Origin of the sequence: Rathayibacter sp. SD072 (assembly GCF_017355185.1) — a bacterium.
Taxonomy (GTDB): Bacteria; Actinomycetota; Actinomycetes; order Actinomycetales; family Microbacteriaceae; genus Rathayibacter.
Genome location: NZ_JADILJ010000013.1, coordinates 1 through 22415, shown reverse-complemented (window position 1 = coordinate 22415; position 22415 = coordinate 1). Strand labels below are relative to the sequence as shown.

Genomic DNA, 22415 nt, shown 5'->3' with positions numbered 1-22415 from the left:
CGATTCGACGCAGCTGCTCGCCACGGTGCGCACGCACCTCGATGAGGGGGCCGTCGTCGGGGACGACGACGAGTTCCGGGCCCGCCTGGACGAGCACCTGCCCCGGTTGGTGGAGCTGCTCTCCGGGGTCTACGGCGACCGCGAGGACCTCGCCGAGCAGATCGTGGGCGTCGTCGCCCTCGCCGCCTCGTCCTGGGCCCAGCGGCCCGAGGAGCTGCGCGCGCTCGACCGGGCGCGCGAGCAGCACCCGGACTGGTTCCTCTCGAACAAGGCTCTCGGCGGCGTCTGCTACGTCGACCGCTACGCCGGCGACCTCGCGGGACTGCGCGCCGAGATCCCGTACTTCCGCGAGATCGGGCTCGACTACCTCCACCTGATGCCGATCTTCGACGCCCCGGAGGGGGAGTCCGACGGCGGCTACGCCGTCTCGAGCTACCGCCGCGTCCGGCCCGACCTGGGCGACATGGACCAGCTGCGCCAGCTCGCCGCCGAGCTCCGCGCCCAGGGGATCGCCCTCGTCGTCGACTTCGTCTTCAACCACACCTCGAACGAGCACGAGTGGGCGCGCCGCGCGCTCGCGGGTGAGGAGCGGTTCGAGGACTACTACTGGATCTTCCCCGACCGCGAGCAGCCCGACGCCTTCGAGCGGACGACCCGCGAGATCTTCCCCGAGGACCACCCGGGCTCCTTCGTGCCGCTCGAAGACGGCCGCTGGGTCTGGGCGACCTTCCACCGCTACCAGTGGGACCTCAACTACTCCAATCCCGAGGTCTTCCGCGCGATGGCCGGCGAGATGCTCTTCCTCGCCAACCAGGGGATCGACGCTCTGCGGATGGACGCCGTCGCGTTCATCTGGAAGGAGCTCGGCACGACCTCGGAGTCGCGGCCCGAGGCGCACCTGCTGCTGCGCGCCTTCAACGAGGTCTGCCGCCTCGCCGCTCCGTCGCTGCTGTTCAAGTCCGAGGCGATCGTGCACCCGGACGAGGTCGTCGAGTACATCGACGTCCAGGAGTGCCAGCTCTCGTACAACCCGCTGCAGATGGCGCTGACGTGGGAGGCGATCGCGACCCGCGACGTCCGTCTGCTCTCCCAGGCGCTCGAGCGCCGACACGCTCTGCCCGACGGCACCGCCTGGGTGAACTACGTCCGCGGTCACGACGACATCGGCTGGACCTTCGCCGACGAGGATGCGGCCGAGCTCGGGATCGATGCCGCGGGCCACCGCCGCTTCCTGAACGACTTCTACACCGATCGCTTCGAGGGCACGTTCGCCCGCGGCGTCCCGTTCCAGGAGAACCCGCGCACCGGGGACCGCCGCGTGTCGGGCACCACCGCGTCCCTCGCCGGCATCGAGGCGGGCGACCCCTACGGGATCGAGCGTGTCCTGCTCGCGCACTCGATCGCGCTCAGCACCGGAGGGCTCCCGCTGCTCTACCTCGGCGACGAGGTCGGCCAGCTGAACGACTACTCCTACCGCGACGACCCCGCCACCGCGGGGGACTCCCGATGGGTCAACCGGCCCCGCCGCCCGGCGGAGCGCTACGCCGAGCGCGAGACGCCGGGCACCGTCGCCGGCGAGGTCTTCGGCGGCCTGCTGCACCTGATCGCCATCCGCAAGTCGGTCCCGCTGTTCGCGGGCACCGCGCTCACCGTCTTCGACGCGCAGAACAACCACGTGCTCGGCTACCAGCGGCCGGGCGACGGCGAGGCGCTGCTGGTGCTGGCGAACGTCTCGGACGAGGTGCAGGAGATCGCCCCGGAGCGCTTCGGCGGCGTGGATCCGTGGGCCCTGGATCTCGTGACCGAGGTCACCGTGGACCTCCGCGAGGGCTTCCGTCTCGCACCGCTGCAGTTCGTCTGGCTCCGGGTGACCCCCCTCTCCTGACGCCCCTCGCGGTGCCCACTGGGAGGAGGGGCGGCTTGTAGCCTGGAGCGATGACGTCCCGCGATCTCCTCCTCCGCCTCGTCAGGGACGCGCGGCTGGCGCGGAAGGTCGGAGCCGACCTCCTCGCCGCCCGCCGCGCCCGGCACACCGTCGCCCGGCTCCTCGCCGCGCGAGCCCCGCTGCCCGAGGGGCGCTTCGAGATCGGCGTGTACTTCGCCGACGGCGACATCAACCTCTACCAGGTGCGCCAGTGGTACCGCCCTCTGGTCGAGCTCGCGAAGACGCGGCCCGTGGTGCTGCTGACGCGCAATGCGAGCGCCGCCGCGGTCCTGCTCCGCGAGAGCCCCGTCCCCGTGGCCTACGTCCGCTCGGTCGTGGACCTCGAGGAGACGATCGCGCGGCAGCCGCTGCGCATCGTGCTGTACGTCAACCAGAACTCCCGCAACTTCCAGATGATGCGCTACGGGCGCCGCTGGCACGTCTTCGTCAACCACGGCGAGAGCGACAAGATGTACATGACGACGAACCAGTTCAAGGCCTACGACTACAGCCTCATCGCCGGAGACGCCGCCCTCGCACGGCTGCACCGCGTCCTCTGGGACTTCGACTTCGAGAAGCGGGCGATCCCGATCGGCCGTCCCCAGGCCGACCACCTCGCCGGTCGCACGCCGTTCACGCCGGATGAGCGCCGCGTGGTGCTCTACGCACCCACCTGGGAGGGCGATCGGGCGGCCGCCGGCTACGGCTCCGTCGCGAGCCACGGAGTGGCGCTCGTGCGCGCCCTGCTCGCGGACCCCCGCTACCGCCTCGTCTACCGGCCCCACCCCCGCAGCGGGGCGGTCGACCCCGCGTACGGAGCGGCGAACCGCGAGATCATCGCCCTCATCGCCGCGGCGAACGCCGCCGACGGCACCGCCGCCCACGTCCACGACACCGCGGCCGAGCTCGGCTGGCAGCTCACCGCCGACGTCGCGGTCCTCGACGTCTCGGCCATGGTCTACGACCGGCTCGCGACCGGTCTGCCATTGATGGTGACGCGGCCCGTGAGCCCGGAGGCGGACGTGGACGAGTCCGGCTACCTCGGCGACGCCGAATGGCTCCTCGCCGCCGACGCGTCCTCGATCACCACGCGCCTCGCCGGCGTCGAGCGCGACGCGGCGGCCGTCGAGCGGCTGCAGCGCTGGGTGGCCCACTACTTCGGCGACACCCGCCCCGGAGCCGCGACCGCGCGCTTCCACGCCGCGATCGAGCACCTGCTCGAGGAGTGGGACCGCCACGCGGCCCTCCACCGCGACGATCCCGCTGTCGACGACCACGATCCGGAGGGCTGAGCGGGGGCCGGTGAGGCCCGCGTCAAGTCCCGCCGGGCGCGGAGGAGCGCCTCCTGCGCGCCGCTACGCTCGTCCCATGAGGACCAGACGCATGTTCGCCCGCGCCCGACGGCGCGCGGCCGCGCCGACACCGCCGCAGGTCGACTCCGACATCGTCGTGACGGCCGACCAGGAGCGCCCGGTCTTCACCATCCGCTCGTTCCGCATCGGGCTGTTCGGCGGTCTCGGCGTCCTCGTGGCCCTCGTGCTCGGCGGCCTCGTCGTCGAGCTGAGCACGGTGCTCACCTACGTCTTCGTGGCGATGTTCTTCGCGCTGGGCCTGGATCCCCTGGTGTCCTGGCTCGAGCGCAAGCGGATCCCGCGCGCCCTGGCGATCACGATCGTGTTCGCGGTCGTGGTGCTCGGCTTCGCCGGTCTGCTGCTCTACATCATCCCGATCCTGGTCGAGCAGCTCACCCTGTTCGTCACCGACGCTCCGCGCATCGTCACCGACATCGCCTCGCAGCAGTGGGTGCTCGATCTCGAGGATCAGCTGCGCGGCGTGATCGAGGTCGATCAGCTGATCGCGACGGTGCAGGGCTTCATCGGGAATCCGCAGAACCTGCTCTCGCTCGGCGGCGGGCTGCTCGCCGTCGGCACGGGCATCGCGAGCGGAGTGACCGGCGCGATCATCGTGCTGATCCTCACTCTCTACTTCCTGGCGTCGCTTCGGTCGATGAAGTCCGTCGCGTACCGCTTCGCCCCCGCCTCGCACCGCGCGAAGGCGCGCGAGGTCGGCGAGGAGATCACCGGAGCCGTCGGCCGCTACGTCGTCGGCCAGGTCACGCTGGCCGGCGTGAACGGCGTGCTGACCTTCATCCTCCTGGTCTCGATCGGGGGACCGGTGCCGGCGCTGCTCGCGTGCGTCGCATTCCTCGGATCCCTGATCCCGCTCGTCGGCACCATCTCGGGCGCCGCGATCATCTCGCTCGCCTGCCTGCTCGCGTCGCCGCTGACCGCCCTCGTCGCGGCGATCTACTACCTCGTCTACATGCAGGTCGAGGCGTACCTGCTGAGCCCGCGCATCATGGCGCGCGCGGTCTCGGTGCCGGGTGCGGTCGTCGTGATCGCGGCGGTCGCGGGCGGCACGATCGCGGGAGTGCTCGGCGCGCTCGTCGCGATCCCGGTCGCGGCGTCGATCATCATCGTCGTGCAGAAGGTCGTCTTCCCCCGCCAGGACGCGAAGTAGGGCCGGGCGGTCCTCAGCGGTACGGCGGTGCCGCGGCGTCGAGGGCCGCGGTGAAGCTCCGGACGGACAGGGGCGTCCCGACGTCGACTCCCGCGGCCGGCCGGGGCTGGAGCGTTCGGGTCGCCAGCGGCACGACGCCGGCCCACACGCCGTCCTCGTGCCCGGCGTCGTCGGAGGGACCCGCCGCGCGGATCTTGACGCTCGCCTCGGCCAGGGGCATCCGCAGCACGAGGGTCGCCGCGATCTCCCGGGCCGTCGTCGGCCGCACCTCCGCCGCCCGGCCGGGGAGCAGCCGGTCGACGAGCACGTCGAGGGCTCGGCGCTTCTCCTCGCCCTCCAGTGCCTCGGCCTCGCCGAGGATCATCGCCGAGCGGTAGTTCATCGAGCTGTCGAAGGTCGAGCGTGCCACGACCAGTCCGTCGACCAGGGTCACGGACACCGTCAGCAGCGCCCCCCGAGCCGCCGCACGCAACAGCCCTCCACCGCTGGATCCGTGCAGCAGGAGGGAGTCGCCGTCGCGCGCGAAGAGGATCGGCAGGACGATCGCCGCGCCGTCGCGCACCACGGCCACGTGGGCGATCAGCGCCTCGTCGAGCAGCGCATACAGCTCGGTGCGGTCGGTGCTCTGCCGCTCGCGGAGGCGGGTGACGCGGGTGCGGTCGGTGACGGGGAGGGTGCTCATGCTCCGATCCTCCGACGGTCACTGGATCTGTCAGAATGCCAGCGGGACACGATCCGAGTGGTCCAGAGCGGGGGAGTCCATGGCGTCCGGAGATCTGGAGATCCCGCTGCTGCTCGCTCCGTCCCCGCGCGGATCCGTCCGAGCGCACCTCGCGGAGGCTCTGCGCGCCGCGGTGCTCGACGGCCGCTACCGGGCGGGCGACCCCATCCCGTCGAGCCGCGTGCTCGCCGAGCGCCTCGGCGTCTCGCGCGGCTCCGTCGTGGCGGCCGTCGACCAGCTCGTGGGCGAGGGCTATCTCGTGGCCGAGCCGCGGGCGTCCGTCACCGTGGCGGCCGACGGCGTCGTCGTGCCGCCGCGATCGCTGCGTCCCGCCGCCGACCCGCTCCCTCCGGAGCGCGCCGCGCAGGTCCTCGACCTCCGGCCGGGCCGGCCCGACACTCGCGGGCTCGACACACCGGAATGGCGGGCGGCGTGGCGTCCCGCGCTCGCCGCGCCGCCCTCCGCGCTCCCCGCCGCCACCGGCGACCCGGGTCTGCGCGAGCAGATCGCCCTGCAGTTGCGACGCTCGCGCGGCGTCGACGTCGCGGCCGCTGATGTCGTCGTCACGAGCGGCACGGCCGACGCCGTCGCGCTGCTCGCCCGCGCCGCTGCCACCGCCCTCGGCCGACCGGTGCGCGTCGGGGTCGAGGACCCGGGCTACCCCGCCGTCCGGAGGCGCCTGCACGCGGAAGGGCACGAGATCGTCGGGATCCCCCTCGACTCCGACGGCATCGACCTCGCCGCGCTCGCGTCGGCGCGGCTCGACGTGGTGGTCGTCACTCCGTCGCACCAGTACCCGACCGGCGGGCGCCTGGCCCTCGCGGCGCGGCTCGAGCTCGTCCGCCTCGCAGCGACCGAAGGGCTCCTCGTCATCGAGGACGACTATGACAGCGAGTTCCGCTACGTCGGCGCGCCCCTGCCCGCCCTCGCGTCGCTGGATGCGAGCGGGGGAGTGGCGCACGTGGGCTCGTTCTCGAAGACCGTGTCGCCGTGGCTCCGCGTCGCCTTCCTCGCCCTGCCCGCCGTCTCGTGGCTGCGTCCGGCACTCGCGGGCCTGGACTCGGAGCGCGACGCCTCGGTCTCGGGTCCGACGCAGGAGGCGCTCGCCGCCTTCATGGCGACGGGGGCGTTCCGCCGCCACCTCGCCCGCTCGCGGCGGCGCTACGCGCACCGCCGGGAGCTCGTGCGCGCCTTCTCGGCGCGGATCGACTGGGGTGAGGCGAGGGGCCTGGACGGCGGCCTGCACGTGGTGCTCACCCTGCCGGTCCCGCTCGAGGCGGCCGACGTCGCCGCCGCGCTGGCCGCCGAGGGGCTCGAGGTGGCGACGCTCGACGCGTACGCGGTGTCGGGACGCGCGGGCGAGCCGGCGCTGGTACTGGGCTACGGGCACCTGAGCGACCTCGAGCTCTCCTCCTCGCTCGAGACGATCGACCGCACCGTGCGGAGCCTCGCGCACGGCGCCGGTCGGCGTGGTATCCCTGAGGGATGACCTCCGACGCGCTCCACATCACCGACGACCCGGACGCCGATGCGCTCCTGACGCGCGACCCGCTCGCGCTGCTGATCGGCATGCTCCTGGATCAGCAGGTCGCGATGGAGACGGCGTTCGCCGGCCCCCTGAAGATCGAGCAGCGCCTCGAGGCGATCGGCTTGTCGTTCGACGCGGAGTCGATCGCGGCAATCGAGGAGGACGCGTTCTCGGAGCTCTGCCGCACTCCTCCCGCCGTGCACCGCTACCCCGCGAACATGGCCGGCCGCGTGCAGACCCTGTGCCGCGCGATCGTCGACGACTGGGGCGGCGACGCCTCCGCGATCTGGACCCGCGACGAGCCGGACGGCAGGACCGTGCTCGCGCGCCTGAAGGCGCTCCCCGGCTTCGGCGACCAGAAGGCGCGGATCTTCCTCGCCCTGCTGGGCAAGCAGCGCGGCTTCGAGGGAGCGGGTTGGCGCGAGGCCGCCGGCGCCTACGGCGAGGACGGCTCGTTCCGCTCCGTCGCCGACATCGTCTCCCCGGAGTCGCTGACGAAGGTCCGCGCGACGAAGCAGGCCGCGAAGGCCGCCGCGAAGACGGCGAAGGCGAGCGGCTAGAGCCGGTCCTCGATCGCCGCGATCAGCGCCGGGCGGTCCTCGCGCAGGATCGAGGCACCCGCGCCGGGCACGCTGCGCACCTCGACGCCGCGCTCGGTGAGCAGACCCGCGAGCGACGGATGCCCGATCGGATCCTCCGGCAGCACGGCGAGGGTCGGCACGACGAACGCGTCCGGCGCGTCCGTCGCACCGCGAGCGGTGAGTCCGCCCGCCGAGGCCGGGTCCCACATCCGGTGCGCCGAGACGTCGAGCTCGATCTGCTCGTCGGTCCAGATCGGGTGGCGTCGGCGCAGGTCGTCGGCGTCGCCCTTCTCGACCCGGCTCAGCGAGCGGGAGCCGCGCAGAGCGCCGACGAGCCCTCGGGAGTCCGAGAACGCGGGGTCCAGGATGATCAGCCGCTCCGGCCGGTACTCGTCCGCGAGGCGTGCCGCGACGACCGCTCCCAGTCCGTGGCCGAGGATCAGGTCGGGCGTCTGCAGGACCGAGGCGCGCACGTCCGCGGCCCAGCGCTCGGGCGAGTAGGCGAGGGACTTCGGCGAGCCGCCGTGACCGGCGAGATCCGGGGCGATCACCCGGTAGCCGTGCTCCTGCAGCGTCGGCACGAGGGCGTACCAGGTGCGGGAGTCGGAGGCGAGGCCGTGCAGGAGCAGGGCGACGCGCTCGCCCGCTCCGCCGTAGTCGCGCACGTGCAGCTCGAGGGGCTCCGGGGCCCCCGCGGTCAGGGCGCGCTTGCGCTCCGAGCGGGTCGGCTCGATCACGAGGGCGTTGCCGAACACCTGCGGTGCCGGACCGAAGGCGTCGCGGGCGTTCTGCACGACCTTGCGGCCGAGCATCGCGTTGCCGACGCCGCCGAGTGCCGCGCCGACGCCGAAGGGCATCGCGCGTCCCACCAGTCCGGCGCCCTGCTGGGCCAGGAAGTGCCGCGTGAAGGAGCGCTTCGCGCGATCGGCGAGCTCGCCGACGAGGAACGAGGGGAGGCCCTTGGTGACGACGGACCCCCAGTACTGGTTGAGTCCGGCGCCGCCGGTGACCTGCCCGGCGACCTGGCGCACGAGCTCGCTGCCGGAGGAGCCCATCATCAGCGTGAGCACGAGCGCGCGGGCGCGCTCCGGGTCCTCGAGGCGGATGCCGTGCACCTCGGTCACCGACTGCGCGAAGAGGGCGCTCGCCTCGAGGAACCCGACGGCGCCGGCGCCCGAGAGGGCGACGGACGCCGCGGTGCCGAGCCCGGGGACGACGGCGGTCGCTCCGATGGCCGCTCCGCCGGCGGCGACGCTCGAGAGGTACTGCCGCTCGAGCGAGGTGATGAGCTGCTCGGGGGACGCGTTCGGCCGACGTCGGCGCAGAGCGCGGATGTTGGCCAGCACGGCCGGCCGCTGCACGGCGAGCACCCGATCGAGGATCCTCGCGAGCTGGGCCGTGTCGACGGGCCCGGGGTCCGACTGCTCGATGTCCCGGCCCTGCGCCTTCGAGCCGCGGTCCTTCGGCGCCATGTGGTGCACTCCTGCGTCGTCCGGATGCCGCCCGCGCGGCACCGCCGTCAGTCGGCGGGCGTCGGCGGTTTCGGCGCGTAGTCCTCAGCGTAACGCGCGAGCACCTGATCGATCGGTGCATCCAGCACGAGCGAGCCCTTGTCCAGGTAGAGCCCCCTGGTGCAGAAGCGGCGCAGATCGCGCTCGTTGTGCGAGACGAAGAACAGCGTCCGACCGGCGGCCAGGAGCTCCTCGATGCGCGCGTAGCACTTCTCGCGGAACGCCTTGTCGCCGACGGCCAGCACCTCGTCGACGAGGATGATCGGCTCCTCCAGCCGCGATACGACGGAGAAGGCGATGCGCACCTTCATGCCGCTCGAGAGGTGCTTGTACGGGGTGTCGAGGAAGTCGCCGATCTCGGCGAAGGCGATGATCGAGTCGAAGCGCTCGTCGACCTCGCGCTTGGACATGCCGTGCAGGCCCGCGGTCAGGTAGACGTTCTCGCGGACGCTGAGGTCGGCGACGAATCCGCCGGTGATCTCGATCAGGGGGGCGACCCCGCCGCGGACCTCGACCGTGCCCTCGTCCGGCAGCACCACTCCGGCGACGAGCTTCAGGAGGGTCGACTTGCCCTGGCCGTTGCGGCCGACGACTCCGATGGCCTCGCCCCGGCGCACCTCGACGTCCAGCCCGCGCAGAGCCCAGAATTCTCCGGGACGCGAGCGGCGCGAGCGCCCGGCGAAGAGGTCCTTGAAGGAGCGGCGCCCGCGGCGGTTGCGGCGGAACCTGATGCCCAGACCGCGGCACGCGATGACGATCGGCTGCTCGGCGGGGGCGGAGGGGGACGCGCTCATCACAGCTCCTTCAGCACGGAGCGCTCGGAGCGCCGGAAGACGATCAGGCCCACGACCAGCAGGAGCACCGAGATCAGCGCCGAGGTGAGGATCAGCGGCAGGTCGAGCTCGCTCGCGAAGAACGTGGAGCGGTAGAGCGCGAAGATGCCGCTCAGCGGGTTGAGCGCCGCCCACGGCTGCACCGCCTCCGGCAGGTTCGCGGTCGAGTAGATGATCGGCGACGCGTAGAAGAGGAAGCGCAGCACGAGCTTGATCACCCGCTCCAGATCGCGGAAGAAGACCACCAGCGGCGCGACGAGCAGTCCGACGCCGAGCGTCAGCACGCCCTGCAGCACGATCGCGACCGGGAAGAGCAGGACGGCGGGCGTGACCTCGGCGCCCGCGAGCACCGCGAACAGCACGAGGACCGGGATGCTGGCGACGAACTCGATGCCCTTGGACAGCACGATCCGCCCGACCCAGATGGTGCGGGGGATCGACGTCGAGCGCACGAGCTTCGCCTCCTTGAGGAAGGCGCGCGTGGCGTCGGAGGTCGCCTGGTTGAACCACATCCAGGGCAGCAGGCCCGCGAGGAGGAAGACGATGTACGGGTCCTCGCCGACGGAGCGGTCGAAGACCACCGTGAAGACGAAGTAGTAGATCCCGGACATCACGAGCGGGTCGAGGATCGACCAGAAGTAGCCGAGCGCGCTGGTGGCGTAGCGGACCGTCAGGTCGCGCCGCGTCAGCAGCCAGAGGGAGTGGCGGTACCGCCAGGCCTTCGAGCGGCGGTGGCGCTCGGCGACGGCCGCATCGCGGGAGAGGTCGTCCCCGGGCACGACGTCGATCCGGCTCACTGCGCGCGACTCCTCACCCGGCTCCGATCGAGCCGGACGAGGGTCGGGCGTCAGACGAAGAGGTTCGCGCGCTCGAGGTCCTCGGCGAAGTCCACCTCGACGGCGTAGAGGTCGGAGATGTCCATCGGCTCGACGAGCAGTCGGTCCTGCTCGATCGCCAACTCTATGCCACGCTCGAAGTAGTCCTGGGCGTCGACCCGGGCCAGCTGGCGGATGAGCGCCGGCTTGTCGGCGGCCGACACGTAGTTGATGCCCACCGCCTCGCCGAGTCCGCCGCGGACGGTCTTGGAGAGCTCCTGGATGTAGCCCTCGGCGCTCGTCGTGTACTTGACCTCCTCGTCCGACACCTTGGCGGTGTTGACGGTGACGAAGGAGGCGTCCTTCGCGATGAGGGCGGCGGCGCGGTCGAGGATGCGGGGGTCGAAGACGACGTCGCCGTTCATCCAGAGGACCCCGCCCTGGCCCGAGGCCTGGAGGGCGCGGAGCAGGCTCTTGGAGGTGTTGGTCTGGTCGTACTGCTCGTTGTAGACGAACGACGCCGACGGGAACGCCTCGATGATGTGCTCGAGCTTGTAGCCGACCACGATGCTCACGGGCACGGAGGTGCCGAACGCGTGGTGGATGTTGTCGAACTGCTGCTGCATGATCGTGCGCCCGTCGCTGAGGGGCGTCAGGGGCTTCGGGAGCGAGCGGCCGAGTCGGCTGCCCATGCCGGCGGCGAGGATCACGACGGTGGCGGGCGTGCTGCTCGAGCCGCCCCGGGTCGTTCCGTTGTTCGTCATCGTCTGCTCGTCTCCTCGAATTAACCGCTGCGTATCGATCTGATTGCTCCTCGGGTCGAGAGATAGTGTACAGTCCCCGCTCTCGAGGGCCAGGGTGGGTTGACCTCCGCCGTGTCGCGGGGTCCGGCGCGGGGCCCGGTGGACCGGGCGGGCGGGTTGGTACCGTTGCCGGATGACGTCGACGAACGCCGAGGGGTCCGAGCGCACCCCGCTCCCCGCCGATCCGGAGGACGCCGTCGATCCCGCGCTCCAGGCCGGGCCCGTCGCGACAGGGGAGGCCCCCGAGGCGGCGACCGACCCGCACCCCGTCGTCTACGAGCTGCACGCCGTCACGCGCACGTTCGGCCGGACCGTCGCCGTCGACCGGCTCGACCTGGCGGTCCGCGCGGGCACCTTCTACGGCATCATCGGCCCCAACGGAGCGGGCAAGACCACGACACTCTCGATGATGACCGGCCTGCTCCGCCCGGACACCGGTCGCGTCCTCGTCCACGGCGTCGACGTCTGGAAGGACCCGGCCGCCGCCAAGAGGCTCATCGGCGTCCTGCCGGACCGCCTGCGCCTGTTCGACCGCCTGACCGGCGCGCAGTTCCTCTTCTACGCCGCGGCGCTGCGCGGGATCGACAGGGCGACCGCGAAGAAGCGGGCCCAGGAGCTCGCCGAGGCGCTCGGTCTCACCGACGCGCTCGAGCGCCTGATCTCGGACTACTCCGCCGGCATGGCGAAGAAGGTGGCGCTCGCCGGCGCGATGATCCACGCTCCGCGCGTCCTCGTGCTCGACGAGCCCTTCGAGTCGGTCGACCCCGTCTCCTCCGCGGCCGTGATCACCGTGCTCCGCCGCTTCGTCGCGGGGGGCGGCACGGTCGTGCTCTCGAGCCACGGCCTGGACTTCATCGAGCGCGTCTGCGACGACGTGGCCGTCATCGTGGGCGGCAGGGTCCTCGCCTCGGGAGCGGTCGAGGACGTCGCCGGCACCGCCACCCTCGAGGAGCGCTTCCTCGAGCTGGCGGGCGGCAAGCAGATCGCCGAGGGGCTGCAGTGGCTGCACGACTTCTCCGGCTGAGGCTCGACGTCCTCCTCGGGTCCTTCCGCTCCGGTCCCGCCCGCTCCGCGGGGGTCGTCCTCGGGGTCCTGGTCGCCGTCGCCGCGACGGCCGGGCTGCTCGCCGCGCTCGGCGCGCTGCGCGGCGCCCCCGGGCTCGCGGCCGACGCGACCGTGGGGGGAGGCGCCCTGGTGACCGCCGGCTTCCTGGTGCTGCCCTTCCTCCTGGGGCCGCTGGATCCGATGGACCCGCGCGCCTTCCGGCTCTTCGGGATCCCCAGTGCGCGCCTCGCGGCGATGCTCGCTCTCGCGGGGCTGATCTCGGTGCCGGTCCTCGCGCTTCTCGTGCTCGCCCTCGCGCTCGTCCCGCTCTTCGCCGACGCCGGCGTGCTCGCCGTCCTCGGACCGCTGCTCGGAGTCGCCACCGCGCTCCTGTGCGCGAGGATCGGCCTCGCCGCCTCCTCCGCCCTCGTCCCGTCGCGCACCGCCCGGGAGCTCCTCGCGATCCTCGGACTCGTGCTCCTGCTCGCCGTGCCCGCGGTGATGATCGCCGTCACCGGCCTCGACTGGGGCGGAGCAGGGGCGCGCGCGCTCGGCTCCGTCGCCGCGACCCTCGGCGTCACGCCGTTCGGCGCGGCCTGGGCGATCGCTCCGGCGGCCGTGGCCGGCGATCCCGTCGGGCCGCTTCTGGTGGCGCTCGTGACGCTGGCCGCCCTCGCGGTCCTCTGGTGGCTGCTCGTGCGCCTGCTCGTCGACCGGCCCGAGCGCACGCACCGTCCGCCGCGCGGGCTCCGGCTCGGCTGGTTCGACGTGCTCGGCGGATCCCCGACCGGCGCGGTGGCCGCCCGCAGCATCACCTACTGGATCCGCGATCCGCGGTACCAGGCGTCGCTCGTGGCCGTCCCGCTGCTCCCCGTCGTCGTCCTCGTCCTGCTGGCTCTGGTCGAGGTGCCGTTCCCGCTCCTGTCGCTGCTGCCGGTGCCGCTCGTGGTGCTGTTCCTGGGCTGGTTCCTGCACAACGACACGGCCTACGACGGGTCCGCGTTCTGGCTCCACGTGGCCGCCGGCGTGAGCGGTCGGGCCGACCGCCTCGGCCGGGCGTTCCCGACGCTCCTGCTCGGACTGCCGATCGTGCTCCTGGGCTCGCTCGCCTCGAGCGCCACCTCGGGTCTCGACGGGGCCCTGCCCGTCCTGCTCGCCGCCAACACCTGCCTCCTGCTGGTGCCCGCCGGGGTCGCCAGTGCGGTCTCGGCGCGGCTGGCGTACCCGGCTCCCCGGCCCGGCGACAGCCCGTTCGTGCAGCCGCAGGCGCCTGGTTCCAGTGGAGCCGGCCCGCAGGCGCTGGCCTTCGGGCTCGGGCTGCTGCTGGCGGCTCCCACCGTCGTGCTCGCGATCCGGGCGCTGTTCGTCGAGCCGGAGGCGGCGCAGGCCGCGATCCTGACGGGCTTCGGCAGCGCGGTGGTCGTCTTCGCGCTCGGGGTGCTGCTCGGAGGGTGGCTCTTCGATCGCCGTGCGGCCGAGCTCGTCTCGTTCACGAGCCGCTACTGACCTGCTCCGCTCCCGCTGACCTCTCGGTCGGCCGCGCGTAGGATCGGGGGCATGACGACCCGCCCCGAGAACAGCAGCACCGACCCTCTCGAGGGAGGCGGCGGAACCGCCACCCTCGACCGCGAGCTCGAGGAGCTCCTGAACCAGGAGACCATCGAACCGGGGGATCACGAGCGGTTCTCCCACTACGTGCAGAAGGACAAGATCCTCGAGAGCGCACTGACGGGCAAGCCCGTCAAAGCGCTCTGCGGCAAGAAGTGGCTCCCGGGGCGCGACCCCGAGAAGTTCCCCGTCTGCCCTTCCTGCAAGGAGATCTACGCCCGGATGAAGTGAGTGGGGCGGCCCGGCGACCGGGCCGCCCCCTCCCGCTCTCGCGTGTCATGCCGTCCTCGGAGGTCAGGCGTAGCGCGTCGGGATGACCGGGTCCCCCCGGCCCAGGCGCAGGGCGTCCTGCGGCAACTCCGCCACGGCCGACGCCCGGTGCTCGCGCGCCGCGGCCGTGCCCGCCGCGCCCAGGGCGTCGCCGAGGATCTCGCCGCCGTCCACGAGCGGGACGAGCAGTGCGCGCTCGCCCTCTCCGACGCCGCCCTCGGGGCCGGCGCCCACGTGCACGACCTCCTCCTGAGCCACTCCGTCGGCCGCGAGCAGCCGCCCGGCCGCCTTGCGACCGCCGATCGACGCCTTCGAGGCCGACTTCTTCGCGACGGCGACCCACTCGCCCGCGTCGTCCTCGTGCGCCACGAGCTTGTAGACCATGCCGGCGGTCGGGTGGCCGGAGCCGGTGGCGACCGAGGTGCCCACGCCGTAGGAGTCGACGGGGGAGGCGGCGAGGGCCGCGATGCCGTACTCGTCGAGGTCGTTGGTCACGGTGATCCTGGTGCCTGTCGCCCCGAGGGCGTCGAGCTGCGCCCGGACGGCGGCGACCTGCTGCGGGAGGTCGCCGGAGTCGATCCGCACGGCGCCCAGGCCCGTGCCGGCGACGCGCACGGCCAGGTCGACCGCGGCGGTGACGTCGTAGGTGTCCACGAGGAGCGTCGTGCCGGGGCCGAGCGCGGCGACCTGCGCGCGGAACGCGTCCTCCTCGGAGTCGTGCAGCAGCGTGAACGCGTGCGCCGACGTGCCCATCGTCGGCACGCCCCAGCTGCGTCCCGCCTCGAGGTTCGAGGTGGAGCCGAACCCCGCGATGTAGGCGGCCCGTGCCGCGGCGACGGCCGAGCGCTCGCCCGCCCGGCGGGAGCCCATCTCGGCGAGCGGGCGGTCGCCGGCAGCCGAGACCATGCGGGCCGCGGCGCTCGCGACGGCGCTGTCGTGGTTCAGCACCGACAGCACGAGGGTCTCGAGCAGCACGCCCTCGGCGAAGGGCGCCTCGACGATCAGCACGGGGGAGCCGGGCAGGTAGACCTCGCCCTCGCGGTATCCCCACACGTCGCCGCTGAAGCGGTAGTCGGCGAGCCAGTCGAGGGTGCGCGAGTCGACCACGCGGTTCTCGCGGAGCCAGTCGAGCTCGGGCTCGCCGAAGCGGAAGCGCGAGACGAGCTCGAGCAGGCGCCCGGTCCCGGCGAGGACGCCGTAGCGGCGTCCGGAGGGCAGGCTCCGGGCGAACACCTCGAACATGCAGCGCCGATCGGCGGTGCCGCTGCCCAGGGCGCCCTCCACCATCGTGAGCTCGTACCGGTCGGTGAGGAAGGCGGTCGCGTCCATCCCCGCAGTCTTCCACGCACGGCCCGGGGCTCGCGGAGGGCTCGCGGGTCGGCAGCCGGGGGCTCGCGTCCCGGGGGAGGGGCGCGGGTAGGCTGGTCGATCGTGACCGACGCACCCCTGGGAATCTTCGACTCGGGCGTCGGTGGACTCACGGTGGCCCGCTCGATCATCGACCAGCTGCAGAACGAGTCCATCGTCTACTTGGGCGACACCGCGCACTCGCCGTACGGGCCCAAGCCGCTCGCCGATGTCCGCGCGTACGCGCTCGACACGCTCGACACGCTCGTCGACCAGGGCGCGAAGCTGCTCGTCATCGCCTGCAACACGGCCTCGGCGGCGATGATGCGGGATGCGCGCGAGCGCTACACCATCGGCCGCGGCATCCCGGTCGTCGAGGTGATCCAGCCCGCTGTCCGCAGCGCCGTGCGCGACACGCGCAACCGCCGCGTCGGAGTGATCGGCACCGTCGGCACGATCCGCTCGCGGGCGTACGACGACGCCTTCGTCGCGGCTCCCGACCTCGAGCTCGTGACCGCCGCCTGCCCGCGCTTCGTCGAGTTCGTCGAGGCGGGAGTGACCTGGAGCGACGAGCTCCTCGCCGTCGCCGAGGAGTACCTGGCGCCGATGAAGGCCGCGGGCGTCGACACCCTCGTGCTCGGCTGCACCCACTACCCGCTGCTGCGCGGCGCGATCGCGTACGTGATGGGCCCGGACGTCCGCCTCGTCTCGAGCGCCGAGGAGACCGCACTCGACGTGTACCGGACGCTCGTCGCCCACGGGCTGCAGCGCACGGAGGCCGCGCCGCCGACCTACCGCTGGGAGGAGACGGGCTCGAGCGACTTCGTCCGCCTCGCCCGCCGCTTCCTCGGCCCCGAGGTCTCCAGCGTCGACCTCGTCGAGACCGGCACCATCAATCTGCGCGAGCTGGATGCGGCCGCGCCCCATCGAGGGAGACCCCAGTGACCGACACCGAGAAGACCGTCGTCCGCAAGGACGGCCGCGCGCCCGACGAGCTGCGCACCGTGACCATCGAGCGCGGCTGGAGCACGCAGGCCGAGGGGTCCGCGCTCGTCTCGTTCGGGAACACGAAGGTGCTCTGCACCGCGTCGTTCACCAACGGCGTCCCGCGCTGGCTCCAGGGCAAGGGCAAGGGCTGGGTGACGGCCGAGTACGCGATGCTGCCCCGCTCCACCAACTCCCGCATGGACCGCGAGTCGATCAAGGGCAAGGTCGGCGGGCGCACCCACGAGATCTCGCGCCTGATCGGCCGCAGCCTGCGCGCCGTCGTCGACATGAAGGCGCTGGGCGAGAACACGCTGGTCATCGACTGCGACGTGCTGCAGGCCGACGGAGGCACCCGCACCGCGGCGATCACCGGCGCCTACGTGGCCATGGTCGACGCGATCGAGTGGGCGCGCAGCAAGAAGTACATCGGGCAGAAGGCGGTGCCCCTCATCGACAGCCTCTCGGCCGTCTCGGTGGGCATCATCGACGGCGTGCCCATGCTCGACCTCGCCTACGTCGAGGACGTCCGCGCCGAGACCGACATGAACGTGGTCGTCACCGGCCGGGGCCTCTTCGTCGAGGTGCAGGGCACCGCCGAGGGCGCTCCGTTCGACCGCCGCGAGCTCGACGCCCTGCTGGACCTCGCCGTCTCCGGCGCGTCGGACCTCGCCCGGATCCAGGCGGAGGCGCTCGCCGCGGAGGCGGGCGCGTGAGCCTGGATCTCGTCCTCGCCACGCACAACGCGGGCAAGGTCGAGGAGTTCCGCGCCATGCTCGCCCAGGCGCTGCCGGGGGTCGGCGTGCGCTCCTACGACGGCCCCGAGCCGGTCGAGGACGGGGTCACCTTCGCCGAGAACGCGCTGATCAAGGCGCGCGCCGCAGCGGCGCACACCGGTCTCGTCTCGCTCGCGGACGACTCCGGGATCCGCGTCGACGTCCTGGGCGGATCGCCCGGGATCTTCTCGGCCAGGTGGTCCGGGAAGCCGCACGACGCCGTGGCGAACCTCGAGCTGCTGCTGGCCCAGATCGCCGACGTGCACGAGGAGCACCGCGGGGCGCACTTCGTCTGCACGATCGCGCTCGTGGTGCCCGAGTCGGTGCTGCCCGGCGGGCAGGAGATCGTCGTCGAGGGCCGCTGGCCCGGAGCGATCGCGACCGCACCCCGGGGCGCGAACGGCCACGGCTACGACCCGGTCTTCGTCCCGGAGGGCTCCGACCGCACCGCGGCCGAGCTCTCGCCCGAGGAGAAGAACGCGGCGAGCCACCGTGCGCGCGCCTTCACGGCGCTGCGCGCCGAGCTGACCGGGCTGGCGGCGCGCCTGCCCTGAGCCCGCCAGCGGTCAGTGCTCGCGGCGCTCGTCGTCGACGACGGACGGGTCGAGGACGAGCGCCCTCGCCTCGGCCGCGTCGGTCTCGGGGTCGGCCGCATGCTTCGCCCGGCGCTGCTGCTGGAAGAAGTGGAAGAGCGTCGGGATGATGGCGAGGGCGACCGCTCCGAGCAGGATCACGTCGATGTAGTGCGACACGAAGTCGGCCACCGGCGGGATGAAGGCGAGCAGCCAGCCCAGGAGGGTCACTCCGCTGCCCCAGACCAGCGCGCCGATGAGGTTGTAGAGGCTGTACTTCTTGTAGTTCATGTGGGCGACGCCCGCGGCGATCGGTGCGAAGGTGCGCACGATCGGGACGAAGCGCGCCAGGATCACGGCGAGGCCGCCGAAGCGCTCGAAGAAGGCGTTGGTGCGCCGCACGTTCTCGACGCTGAAGAACCCCGACTCCTTGCGCTCGAAGATGCGCGGACCCGCCTTGTGCCCGATCAGGTAGCCGACCTCGCCGCCGACGAAGGCCGAGAACCCGACCGCCAGGCAGATGAGCCAGATGGGGACGCCCAGTCCGCCGTTGGACGCGTTCTCGTGCGCGAGGAGCCCGGTGATGATGAGGAGCGTGTCGCCCGGGAAGAGGAAGCCGATCAGCAGGCCGGTCTCGGCGAAGACGATCAGGCAGACCACGACGACGCCCCAGGGCCCGAACGAGGTGAGGATCGTCTCCGGATCGAGCCAGGGGATGAGGGCGGCGTGGTTCAACGGGTCTCCAGTCGTCGGCGGTGCCGTTCGGCCGGTGGGCGGTGGGGCGAAGGCGTGACAGCGCTCAGCGTAGCGCTCGACCCCTCGCGCAGGCCGTGGATCCGCGACCCGCTCCCGGGCCTGGGCGACCGGGCGGCCGCCGCCGTGCGAGCCGTGCCGGGGAACGCGGTCAGCGGCCCGGTCGCGGCCGTCTGCGACAGGTGCGGAAGGAGGGACTCGAACCCTCACGCCTTGCGGCACAGGAACCTAAATCCTGCGTGTCTGCCATTCCACCACTCCCGCGGGTGCCGCTCCAGTGTAGGAGGGGAGCCTCAGCCGCTCGGCCGTCCGTGCGGGAGGTAGCGCGGGATCCACCGGGCGAGCGCGCCCGCGCCCACCAGGCCCAGCACTCCCACGGCTCCGGCGGCGAAGGGCAGGGACACCGCAGCGGTCAGCCCGGCGACGGCCAGTGGAGCGACGGCACCGCCGACGTCGCCCGTGAAGCGGAACGCGCCGAGGAAGGGCGCGGGATCGTCCTGCGGCGCGAGATCCGCTCCGATCGTCATGAGGATGCCCGAGCCGACTCCGTTCGCCACCGCGAGCAGGCACGCGACCGCCACGAACCACGGCACGGGATCGACCGCGAGCAGGGTGACGGCCAGCACCAGGTGGCCCGCGCCGAGTCCGATCATCGACGGGATCGCCGTGGCGCCCCGGCCGAAGCGGTCCATCAGCTGGCCGCCCAGGTAGAAGAGGGCGAAGTCGAGTCCGCCGGCGATGCCGATGACGATCGCGGTGTCCGTCTCGCCCATCCCGATGCTCACGGCCCAGAGCGGCAGGACCACGGTGCGGCTCGCCCGGAGCCCGCCGATGAGCGCGGCGCCGGTGCCCATCCGAGCGAGGACTCCGCGGTGCTCGCGGAGGGTCCGGGCGAGTCCCCGGCGCGGCTCGGGCGGCGCCGTCTCGTCGACGGCAGCCGCGGACCGGCGGAGGATCGTGGCCGGATCCGGCACGAGGAGCAGCACGGCGACCGCCAGCACGCAGCAGACGATGTGGATCCAGAAGACGGACTCGACGGTGCCGGTCAGGTGCACGACCCCCGCCGAGACGAACGGCCCGATGAGCCAGCCGGCGCGGAAGGCTCCCGCGAGCGCCGACAGCGCGCGCGCCCGGTAGCCGACGGGGACGAACGACGTCATGAAGGCGTGCCGCGCCAGCGCGAACACCGCGGTCGCGACTCCGATCACGAAGACGCCCACCGTCAGCCCCACCCACGACGTCGACAGCAGGCAGATCACGAGCCCCAGGATCGACGCGGCCGACGCGGCGAGCATCGCGCCGCGCTCGCCGATGCGCGAGACCACCCATCCGCTGGGCACGTCGCCGGCGAGCTCGCCGATCATGATCATCCCCGAGACCAGGCCGGCGATCGCGAGCGTCGCGCCCAGATCGCCGGCGGCCACGGGCAGCAGCGGGATGATCGCGCCCTCGCCGATCGAGAAGAGGAGGGTGGGGAGGAACGTCGACAGCAGGAGCGGACCCACGGGGAACGGGCGCTCGGCGGTGTCGGTCACCGTCCCCAGCCTACGCTCGCGCCCCGCGCGCTCAGGGCTCCATGGGCGCGCCCCGGTAGTCTGGGTCCACCATGCTGGACAACGACTTCACCGAGCAGATCACTGCTCTCCGCTCCACCTTCGACGACATCCGCGCCGTGATCGACGTCGATCGCCTCCGCACCCGCATCGCGGAGCTGAACGAGCAGGCCGGCGCCCCCGACCTCTGGGACGACACCGTCAACGCGCAGAAGGTGACGAGCGCGCTCAGCCACCGGCAGTCGGAGCTCGCCCGCATCACCTCGATCGAGCGCCGACTCGACGACCTCGAGGTGCTCGTCGAGATGGCGAACGAGGCCGAGGACGCCGACTCCGAGCAGGAGGCCATCGCCGAGCTCGCGTCGCTGCAGAAGGTGATGGGCGAGCTCGAGGTCCAGACCCTGCTCGACGGCGAGTACGACGACCGCCCCGCGGTCGTCACGATCCGCGCGGGTGCGGGCGGCGTCGACGCCTCCGACTTCGCCGAGATGCTCATGCGCATGTACCTGCGCTGGGCCGAGAAGCACAAGTACTCCGCGACCGTCATGGACGCGAGCTACGCCGAGGAGGCCGGCATCAAGTCGGCCACCTTCCAGATCGACGCCCCCTACGCGTTCGGCACGCTCTCGGTGGAGGCCGGCACGCACCGACTCGTCCGGATGAGCCCCTTCGGCGCGGCGGGCAAGCGCCAGACCTCCTTCGCGGCGGTCGAGGTCATCCCGCTGATGGAGGAGGCCGGGGCGATCGAGATCCCGGACAACGACATCCGCGTGGACGTCTTCCGCTCCTCCGGCCCCGGCGGCCAGTCGGTCAACACCACCGACTCCGCCGTCCGGCTGACCCACATCCCCACGGGCACGGTCGTCTCGATGCAGAACGAGAAGAGCCAGATCCAGAACCGCGCGGCCGCCATGCGCGTGCTGCAGTCGCGCCTGCTGCTGCTGCAGAAGGAGCAGGAGGCGGCGACCAAGAAGGAGCTCGCCGGGAACATCACGGCGAGCTGGGGCGACCAGATGCGCAGCTACGTGCTCGCTCCGTACCAGATGGTCAAGGACCTCCGGACGGACTACGAGGTCGGCACCCCGGCGCACGTCTTCGACGGCGATCTCGACGGCTTCATCGCCGCGGGGATCCGCTGGCGCAAGTCCGCCTGAGCCCCTCCGCAGGGCCCTCCCGGACTCCTCACCCGGCGCGCCGGGGGAGCACGGCGGCGGCGCCCGGGGCATCGTCGCTTACCCTCGTATCGACATGATTCGCTTCGACAACGTCTCCAAGCAGTATCGCGGCGGCACGAGACCCGCCCTGAACGCCATCGACCTCGAGATCCTGCGGGGCGAGTTCGTCTTCCTCGTCGGCGCCTCCGGGTCCGGCAAGTCGAGCTGCCTCCGGCTGATCCTGAAGGAGGAGCGGCCCTCGTCCGGGTCGATCCACGTGCTGGGCCAGAACCTCGGCAAGATCTCGAGCCGCAAGGTCCCGTACTTCCGCCGCAACATGGGCGTGGTGTTCCAGGACTTCCGGCTCCTGCCGAACAAGTCGGTCTTCGACAACGTCGCGTTCAGCCTGCAGGTCATCGGCAAGTCCAAGGGCTTCATCCAGGAGGCCGTCCCGGACACGCTCAAGATGGTCGGACTCGCGGGCAAGGCCTCGCGACTGCCCCACGAGCTCTCCGGCGGCGAGCAGCAGCGCGTCGCGATCGCGCGCGCCGTCGTCAACAAGCCGGCGGTCCTCCTCGCCGACGAGCCCACGGGAAACCTCGACCCCACGACCAGTGCGGGCATCATGGCCCTCCTCGAGCGGATCAACGCTGGCGGCACGACCGTCATCATGGCGACCCACGAGGCCGGCATCGTCGACCAGATGAAGCGCCGCGTCATCGAGCTCTCGGCCGGCAGCATCGTGCGCGACGAGAGCAGCGGCGGCTACGGCCAGACCGAGAGCATCACGGTGGTGCACGACGGCGTCGTCGTGGTGGCCGCCGACGACCACCCGGTCTCGGAGCCGATCGTCGCCCCCGTGCTCATCGAGGGCGAGCTGGCTCCGGCCGAGGTGCCCGAGCAGGACCTGCGCCGCAGCGCACCGCCGCGCACGGAGCCCGTCACGGCCGCCACCCCGGCCGCGGCTCCCGAGACGGCCGCGGCCCAGACGGCCGCTCCGGAACCCGCATCGCGGACCGGCGCGTTCCTGCGCCCGCGCTTCTCGCAGACCGCGTCCCAGCCCCGCATCCCGGACGGCCGCCGCTCCGCCGCGGTCCTCACTCCGATCGCTCTGTACC

At 72.5% G+C, this 22415-nt stretch carries 21 protein-coding genes and 1 tRNA gene; 13 read left to right on the top strand and 9 right to left on the bottom strand.

From position 1 onward, the window contains the following. Positions 1-13 precede the first annotated feature (13 nt). From IOC53_RS07260 to IOC53_RS07250, 3 genes are all read left to right on the top strand, one after another. Positions 14-1885, top strand: a complete 1872-nt coding sequence (locus tag IOC53_RS07260; RefSeq protein WP_242683057.1) for an alpha-amylase family protein — start codon at positions 14-16, stop codon at positions 1883-1885. A gap of 50 nt (positions 1886-1935) precedes the next feature. After that, the gene (locus IOC53_RS07255; RefSeq protein ID WP_207403869.1) at positions 1936-3216 is read left to right on the top strand and encodes a hypothetical protein; all 1281 of its coding nucleotides are present in this window, start codon (positions 1936-1938) and stop codon (positions 3214-3216) included. A 76-nt stretch (positions 3217-3292) separates the two neighbouring features. Beyond that, positions 3293-4444: an AI-2E family transporter gene (locus IOC53_RS07250; protein ID WP_242683047.1), complete on the top strand. Its 1152-nt coding sequence runs from the start codon at positions 3293-3295 to the stop codon at positions 4442-4444. Between the two features lie 13 nt (positions 4445-4457). On the opposite strand, the gene IOC53_RS07245 is transcribed toward IOC53_RS07250, so the two are convergent. Then, entirely contained in the window at positions 4458-5126 is a 669-nt protein-coding gene (locus IOC53_RS07245; RefSeq protein WP_207403867.1) for a pyridoxamine 5'-phosphate oxidase family protein, read from the bottom strand. Positions 5127-5205: 79 nt separating this feature from the next. Here IOC53_RS07245 and IOC53_RS07240 point away from each other — a divergent pair, with 79 nt between their 5' ends. Then, positions 5206-6654 carry a PLP-dependent aminotransferase family protein gene (locus IOC53_RS07240; protein ID WP_207403865.1) on the top strand — a complete coding sequence of 483 codons (1449 nt, stop codon included), beginning with the start codon at positions 5206-5208 and terminating at the stop codon, positions 6652-6654. Then, positions 6651-7253 (top strand): HhH-GPD-type base excision DNA repair protein, encoded by a 603-nt coding sequence (locus tag IOC53_RS07235; RefSeq protein WP_207403863.1) that lies wholly within the window; start codon positions 6651-6653, stop codon positions 7251-7253. Before IOC53_RS07240 ends, IOC53_RS07235 begins: the two co-directional genes overlap by 4 nt. On the opposite strand, the gene IOC53_RS07230 is transcribed toward IOC53_RS07235, so the two are convergent. From IOC53_RS07230 to IOC53_RS07215, 4 genes are read right to left on the bottom strand one after another with little or no spacing between them, the layout of a single operon-like run. Continuing rightward, positions 7250-8746: an alpha/beta fold hydrolase gene (locus IOC53_RS07230; RefSeq protein WP_207403861.1), complete on the bottom strand. Its 1497-nt coding sequence runs from the start codon at positions 8744-8746 to the stop codon at positions 7250-7252. The genes IOC53_RS07235 and IOC53_RS07230 overlap by 4 nt on opposite strands. A 47-nt stretch (positions 8747-8793) precedes the next feature. After that, positions 8794-9579 carry an ABC transporter ATP-binding protein gene (locus tag IOC53_RS07225; RefSeq protein WP_207403859.1) on the bottom strand — a complete coding sequence of 262 codons (786 nt, stop codon included), beginning with the start codon at positions 9577-9579 and terminating at the stop codon, positions 8794-8796. Continuing rightward, positions 9579-10406, bottom strand: coding sequence for an ABC transporter permease (locus IOC53_RS07220; RefSeq protein ID WP_251947997.1), 828 nt, complete (start codon positions 10404-10406; stop codon positions 9579-9581). The genes IOC53_RS07225 and IOC53_RS07220 overlap by 1 nt, the downstream gene beginning before the upstream one ends. A 59-nt stretch (positions 10407-10465) precedes the next feature. Then, positions 10466-11197 carry an NTP transferase domain-containing protein gene (locus IOC53_RS07215; RefSeq protein ID WP_207403856.1) on the bottom strand — a complete coding sequence of 244 codons (732 nt, stop codon included), beginning with the start codon at positions 11195-11197 and terminating at the stop codon, positions 10466-10468. A 172-nt stretch (positions 11198-11369) separates the two neighbouring features. Between IOC53_RS07215 and IOC53_RS07210 the strand changes: the two genes are divergently transcribed. The 3 genes from IOC53_RS07210 to IOC53_RS07200 are packed head-to-tail and all read left to right on the top strand — an operon-like array spanning position 11370 to position 14119. Continuing rightward, positions 11370-12260: an ABC transporter ATP-binding protein gene (locus IOC53_RS07210; RefSeq protein ID WP_207403854.1), complete on the top strand. Its 891-nt coding sequence runs from the start codon at positions 11370-11372 to the stop codon at positions 12258-12260. Next, positions 12236-13786, top strand: coding sequence for an ABC transporter permease (locus IOC53_RS07205; RefSeq protein ID WP_207403852.1), 1551 nt, complete (start codon positions 12236-12238; stop codon positions 13784-13786). The genes IOC53_RS07210 and IOC53_RS07205 overlap by 25 nt, the downstream gene beginning before the upstream one ends. A gap of 51 nt (positions 13787-13837) precedes the next feature. Continuing rightward, complete coding sequence (locus IOC53_RS07200) at positions 13838-14119, top strand: DUF3039 domain-containing protein (protein ID WP_055793615.1); 282 nt, start codon at positions 13838-13840, stop codon at positions 14117-14119. Between the two features lie 63 nt (positions 14120-14182). Here IOC53_RS07200 and IOC53_RS07195 read toward each other — a convergent pair whose 3' ends face one another. Next, complete coding sequence (locus IOC53_RS07195; protein WP_207403850.1) at positions 14183-15487, bottom strand: nicotinate phosphoribosyltransferase; 1305 nt, start codon at positions 15485-15487, stop codon at positions 14183-14185. A 102-nt stretch (positions 15488-15589) separates the two neighbouring features. Between IOC53_RS07195 and murI the strand changes: the two genes are divergently transcribed. The 3 genes from murI to rdgB are packed head-to-tail and all read left to right on the top strand — an operon-like array spanning position 15590 to position 17819. Continuing rightward, positions 15590-16450 carry a glutamate racemase gene (murI, locus tag IOC53_RS07190; RefSeq protein WP_207403848.1) on the top strand — a complete coding sequence of 287 codons (861 nt, stop codon included), beginning with the start codon at positions 15590-15592 and terminating at the stop codon, positions 16448-16450. Then, positions 16447-17205: a ribonuclease PH gene (rph, locus tag IOC53_RS07185; protein WP_207403846.1), complete on the top strand. Its 759-nt coding sequence runs from the start codon at positions 16447-16449 to the stop codon at positions 17203-17205. Before murI ends, rph begins: the two co-directional genes overlap by 4 nt. Next, positions 17202-17819 carry an RdgB/HAM1 family non-canonical purine NTP pyrophosphatase gene (gene rdgB / locus IOC53_RS07180; RefSeq protein ID WP_207403845.1) on the top strand — a complete coding sequence of 206 codons (618 nt, stop codon included), beginning with the start codon at positions 17202-17204 and terminating at the stop codon, positions 17817-17819. Before rph ends, rdgB begins: the two co-directional genes overlap by 4 nt. A gap of 12 nt (positions 17820-17831) precedes the next feature. On the opposite strand, the gene IOC53_RS07175 is transcribed toward rdgB, so the two are convergent. The 3 genes from IOC53_RS07175 to IOC53_RS07165 form a co-directional block, all read right to left on the bottom strand. After that, positions 17832-18572, bottom strand: a complete 741-nt coding sequence (locus IOC53_RS07175; protein ID WP_207403835.1) for a DedA family protein — start codon at positions 18570-18572, stop codon at positions 17832-17834. A gap of 201 nt (positions 18573-18773) precedes the next feature. Continuing rightward, positions 18774-18854 (bottom strand) — tRNA-Leu (locus IOC53_RS07170). A gap of 29 nt (positions 18855-18883) precedes the next feature. Continuing rightward, the gene (locus tag IOC53_RS07165) at positions 18884-20125 is read right to left on the bottom strand and encodes an MFS transporter (protein WP_307786099.1); all 1242 of its coding nucleotides are present in this window, start codon (positions 20123-20125) and stop codon (positions 18884-18886) included. A 71-nt stretch (positions 20126-20196) separates the two neighbouring features. Here IOC53_RS07165 and prfB point away from each other — a divergent pair, with 71 nt between their 5' ends. Beyond that, positions 20197-21297: a peptide chain release factor 2 gene (prfB, locus tag IOC53_RS07160; protein WP_055793603.1), complete on the top strand. Its 1101-nt coding sequence runs from the start codon at positions 20197-20199 to the stop codon at positions 21295-21297. A 94-nt stretch (positions 21298-21391) separates the two neighbouring features. Continuing rightward, on the top strand, positions 21392-22415 hold a 1024-nt coding region (gene ftsE, locus IOC53_RS07155), incomplete at its 3' end, for a cell division ATP-binding protein FtsE (RefSeq protein WP_242683046.1).

What these genes read in the sequence shown, in the direction of transcription:
- IOC53_RS07255 (WP_207403869.1), top strand. Translation starts at nt 1,936, where the DNA reads ATGACGTCCCGCGATCTCCTCCTCCGCCTCGTCAGGGACGCGCGGCTG.
- IOC53_RS07250 (WP_242683047.1), top strand. Translation starts at nt 3,293, where the DNA reads ATGAGGACCAGACGCATGTTCGCCCGCGCCCGACGGCGCGCGGCCGCG.
- IOC53_RS07245 (WP_207403867.1), bottom strand. Translation starts at nt 5,126, where the DNA reads ATGAGCACCCTCCCCGTCACCGACCGCACCCGCGTCACCCGCCTCCGC.
- IOC53_RS07240 (WP_207403865.1), top strand. Translation starts at nt 5,206, where the DNA reads ATGGCGTCCGGAGATCTGGAGATCCCGCTGCTGCTCGCTCCGTCCCCG.
- IOC53_RS07235 (WP_207403863.1), top strand. Translation starts at nt 6,651, where the DNA reads ATGACCTCCGACGCGCTCCACATCACCGACGACCCGGACGCCGATGCG.
- IOC53_RS07230 (WP_207403861.1), bottom strand. Translation starts at nt 8,746, where the DNA reads ATGGCGCCGAAGGACCGCGGCTCGAAGGCGCAGGGCCGGGACATCGAG.
- IOC53_RS07225 (WP_207403859.1), bottom strand. Translation starts at nt 9,579, where the DNA reads ATGAGCGCGTCCCCCTCCGCCCCCGCCGAGCAGCCGATCGTCATCGCG.
- IOC53_RS07215 (WP_207403856.1), bottom strand. Translation starts at nt 11,197, where the DNA reads ATGACGAACAACGGAACGACCCGGGGCGGCTCGAGCAGCACGCCCGCC.
- IOC53_RS07210 (WP_207403854.1), top strand. Translation starts at nt 11,370, where the DNA reads ATGACGTCGACGAACGCCGAGGGGTCCGAGCGCACCCCGCTCCCCGCC.
- IOC53_RS07200 (WP_055793615.1), top strand. Translation starts at nt 13,838, where the DNA reads ATGACGACCCGCCCCGAGAACAGCAGCACCGACCCTCTCGAGGGAGGC.
- IOC53_RS07195 (WP_207403850.1), bottom strand. Translation starts at nt 15,487, where the DNA reads ATGGACGCGACCGCCTTCCTCACCGACCGGTACGAGCTCACGATGGTG.
- prfB (WP_055793603.1), top strand. Translation starts at nt 20,197, where the DNA reads ATGCTGGACAACGACTTCACCGAGCAGATCACTGCTCTCCGCTCCACC.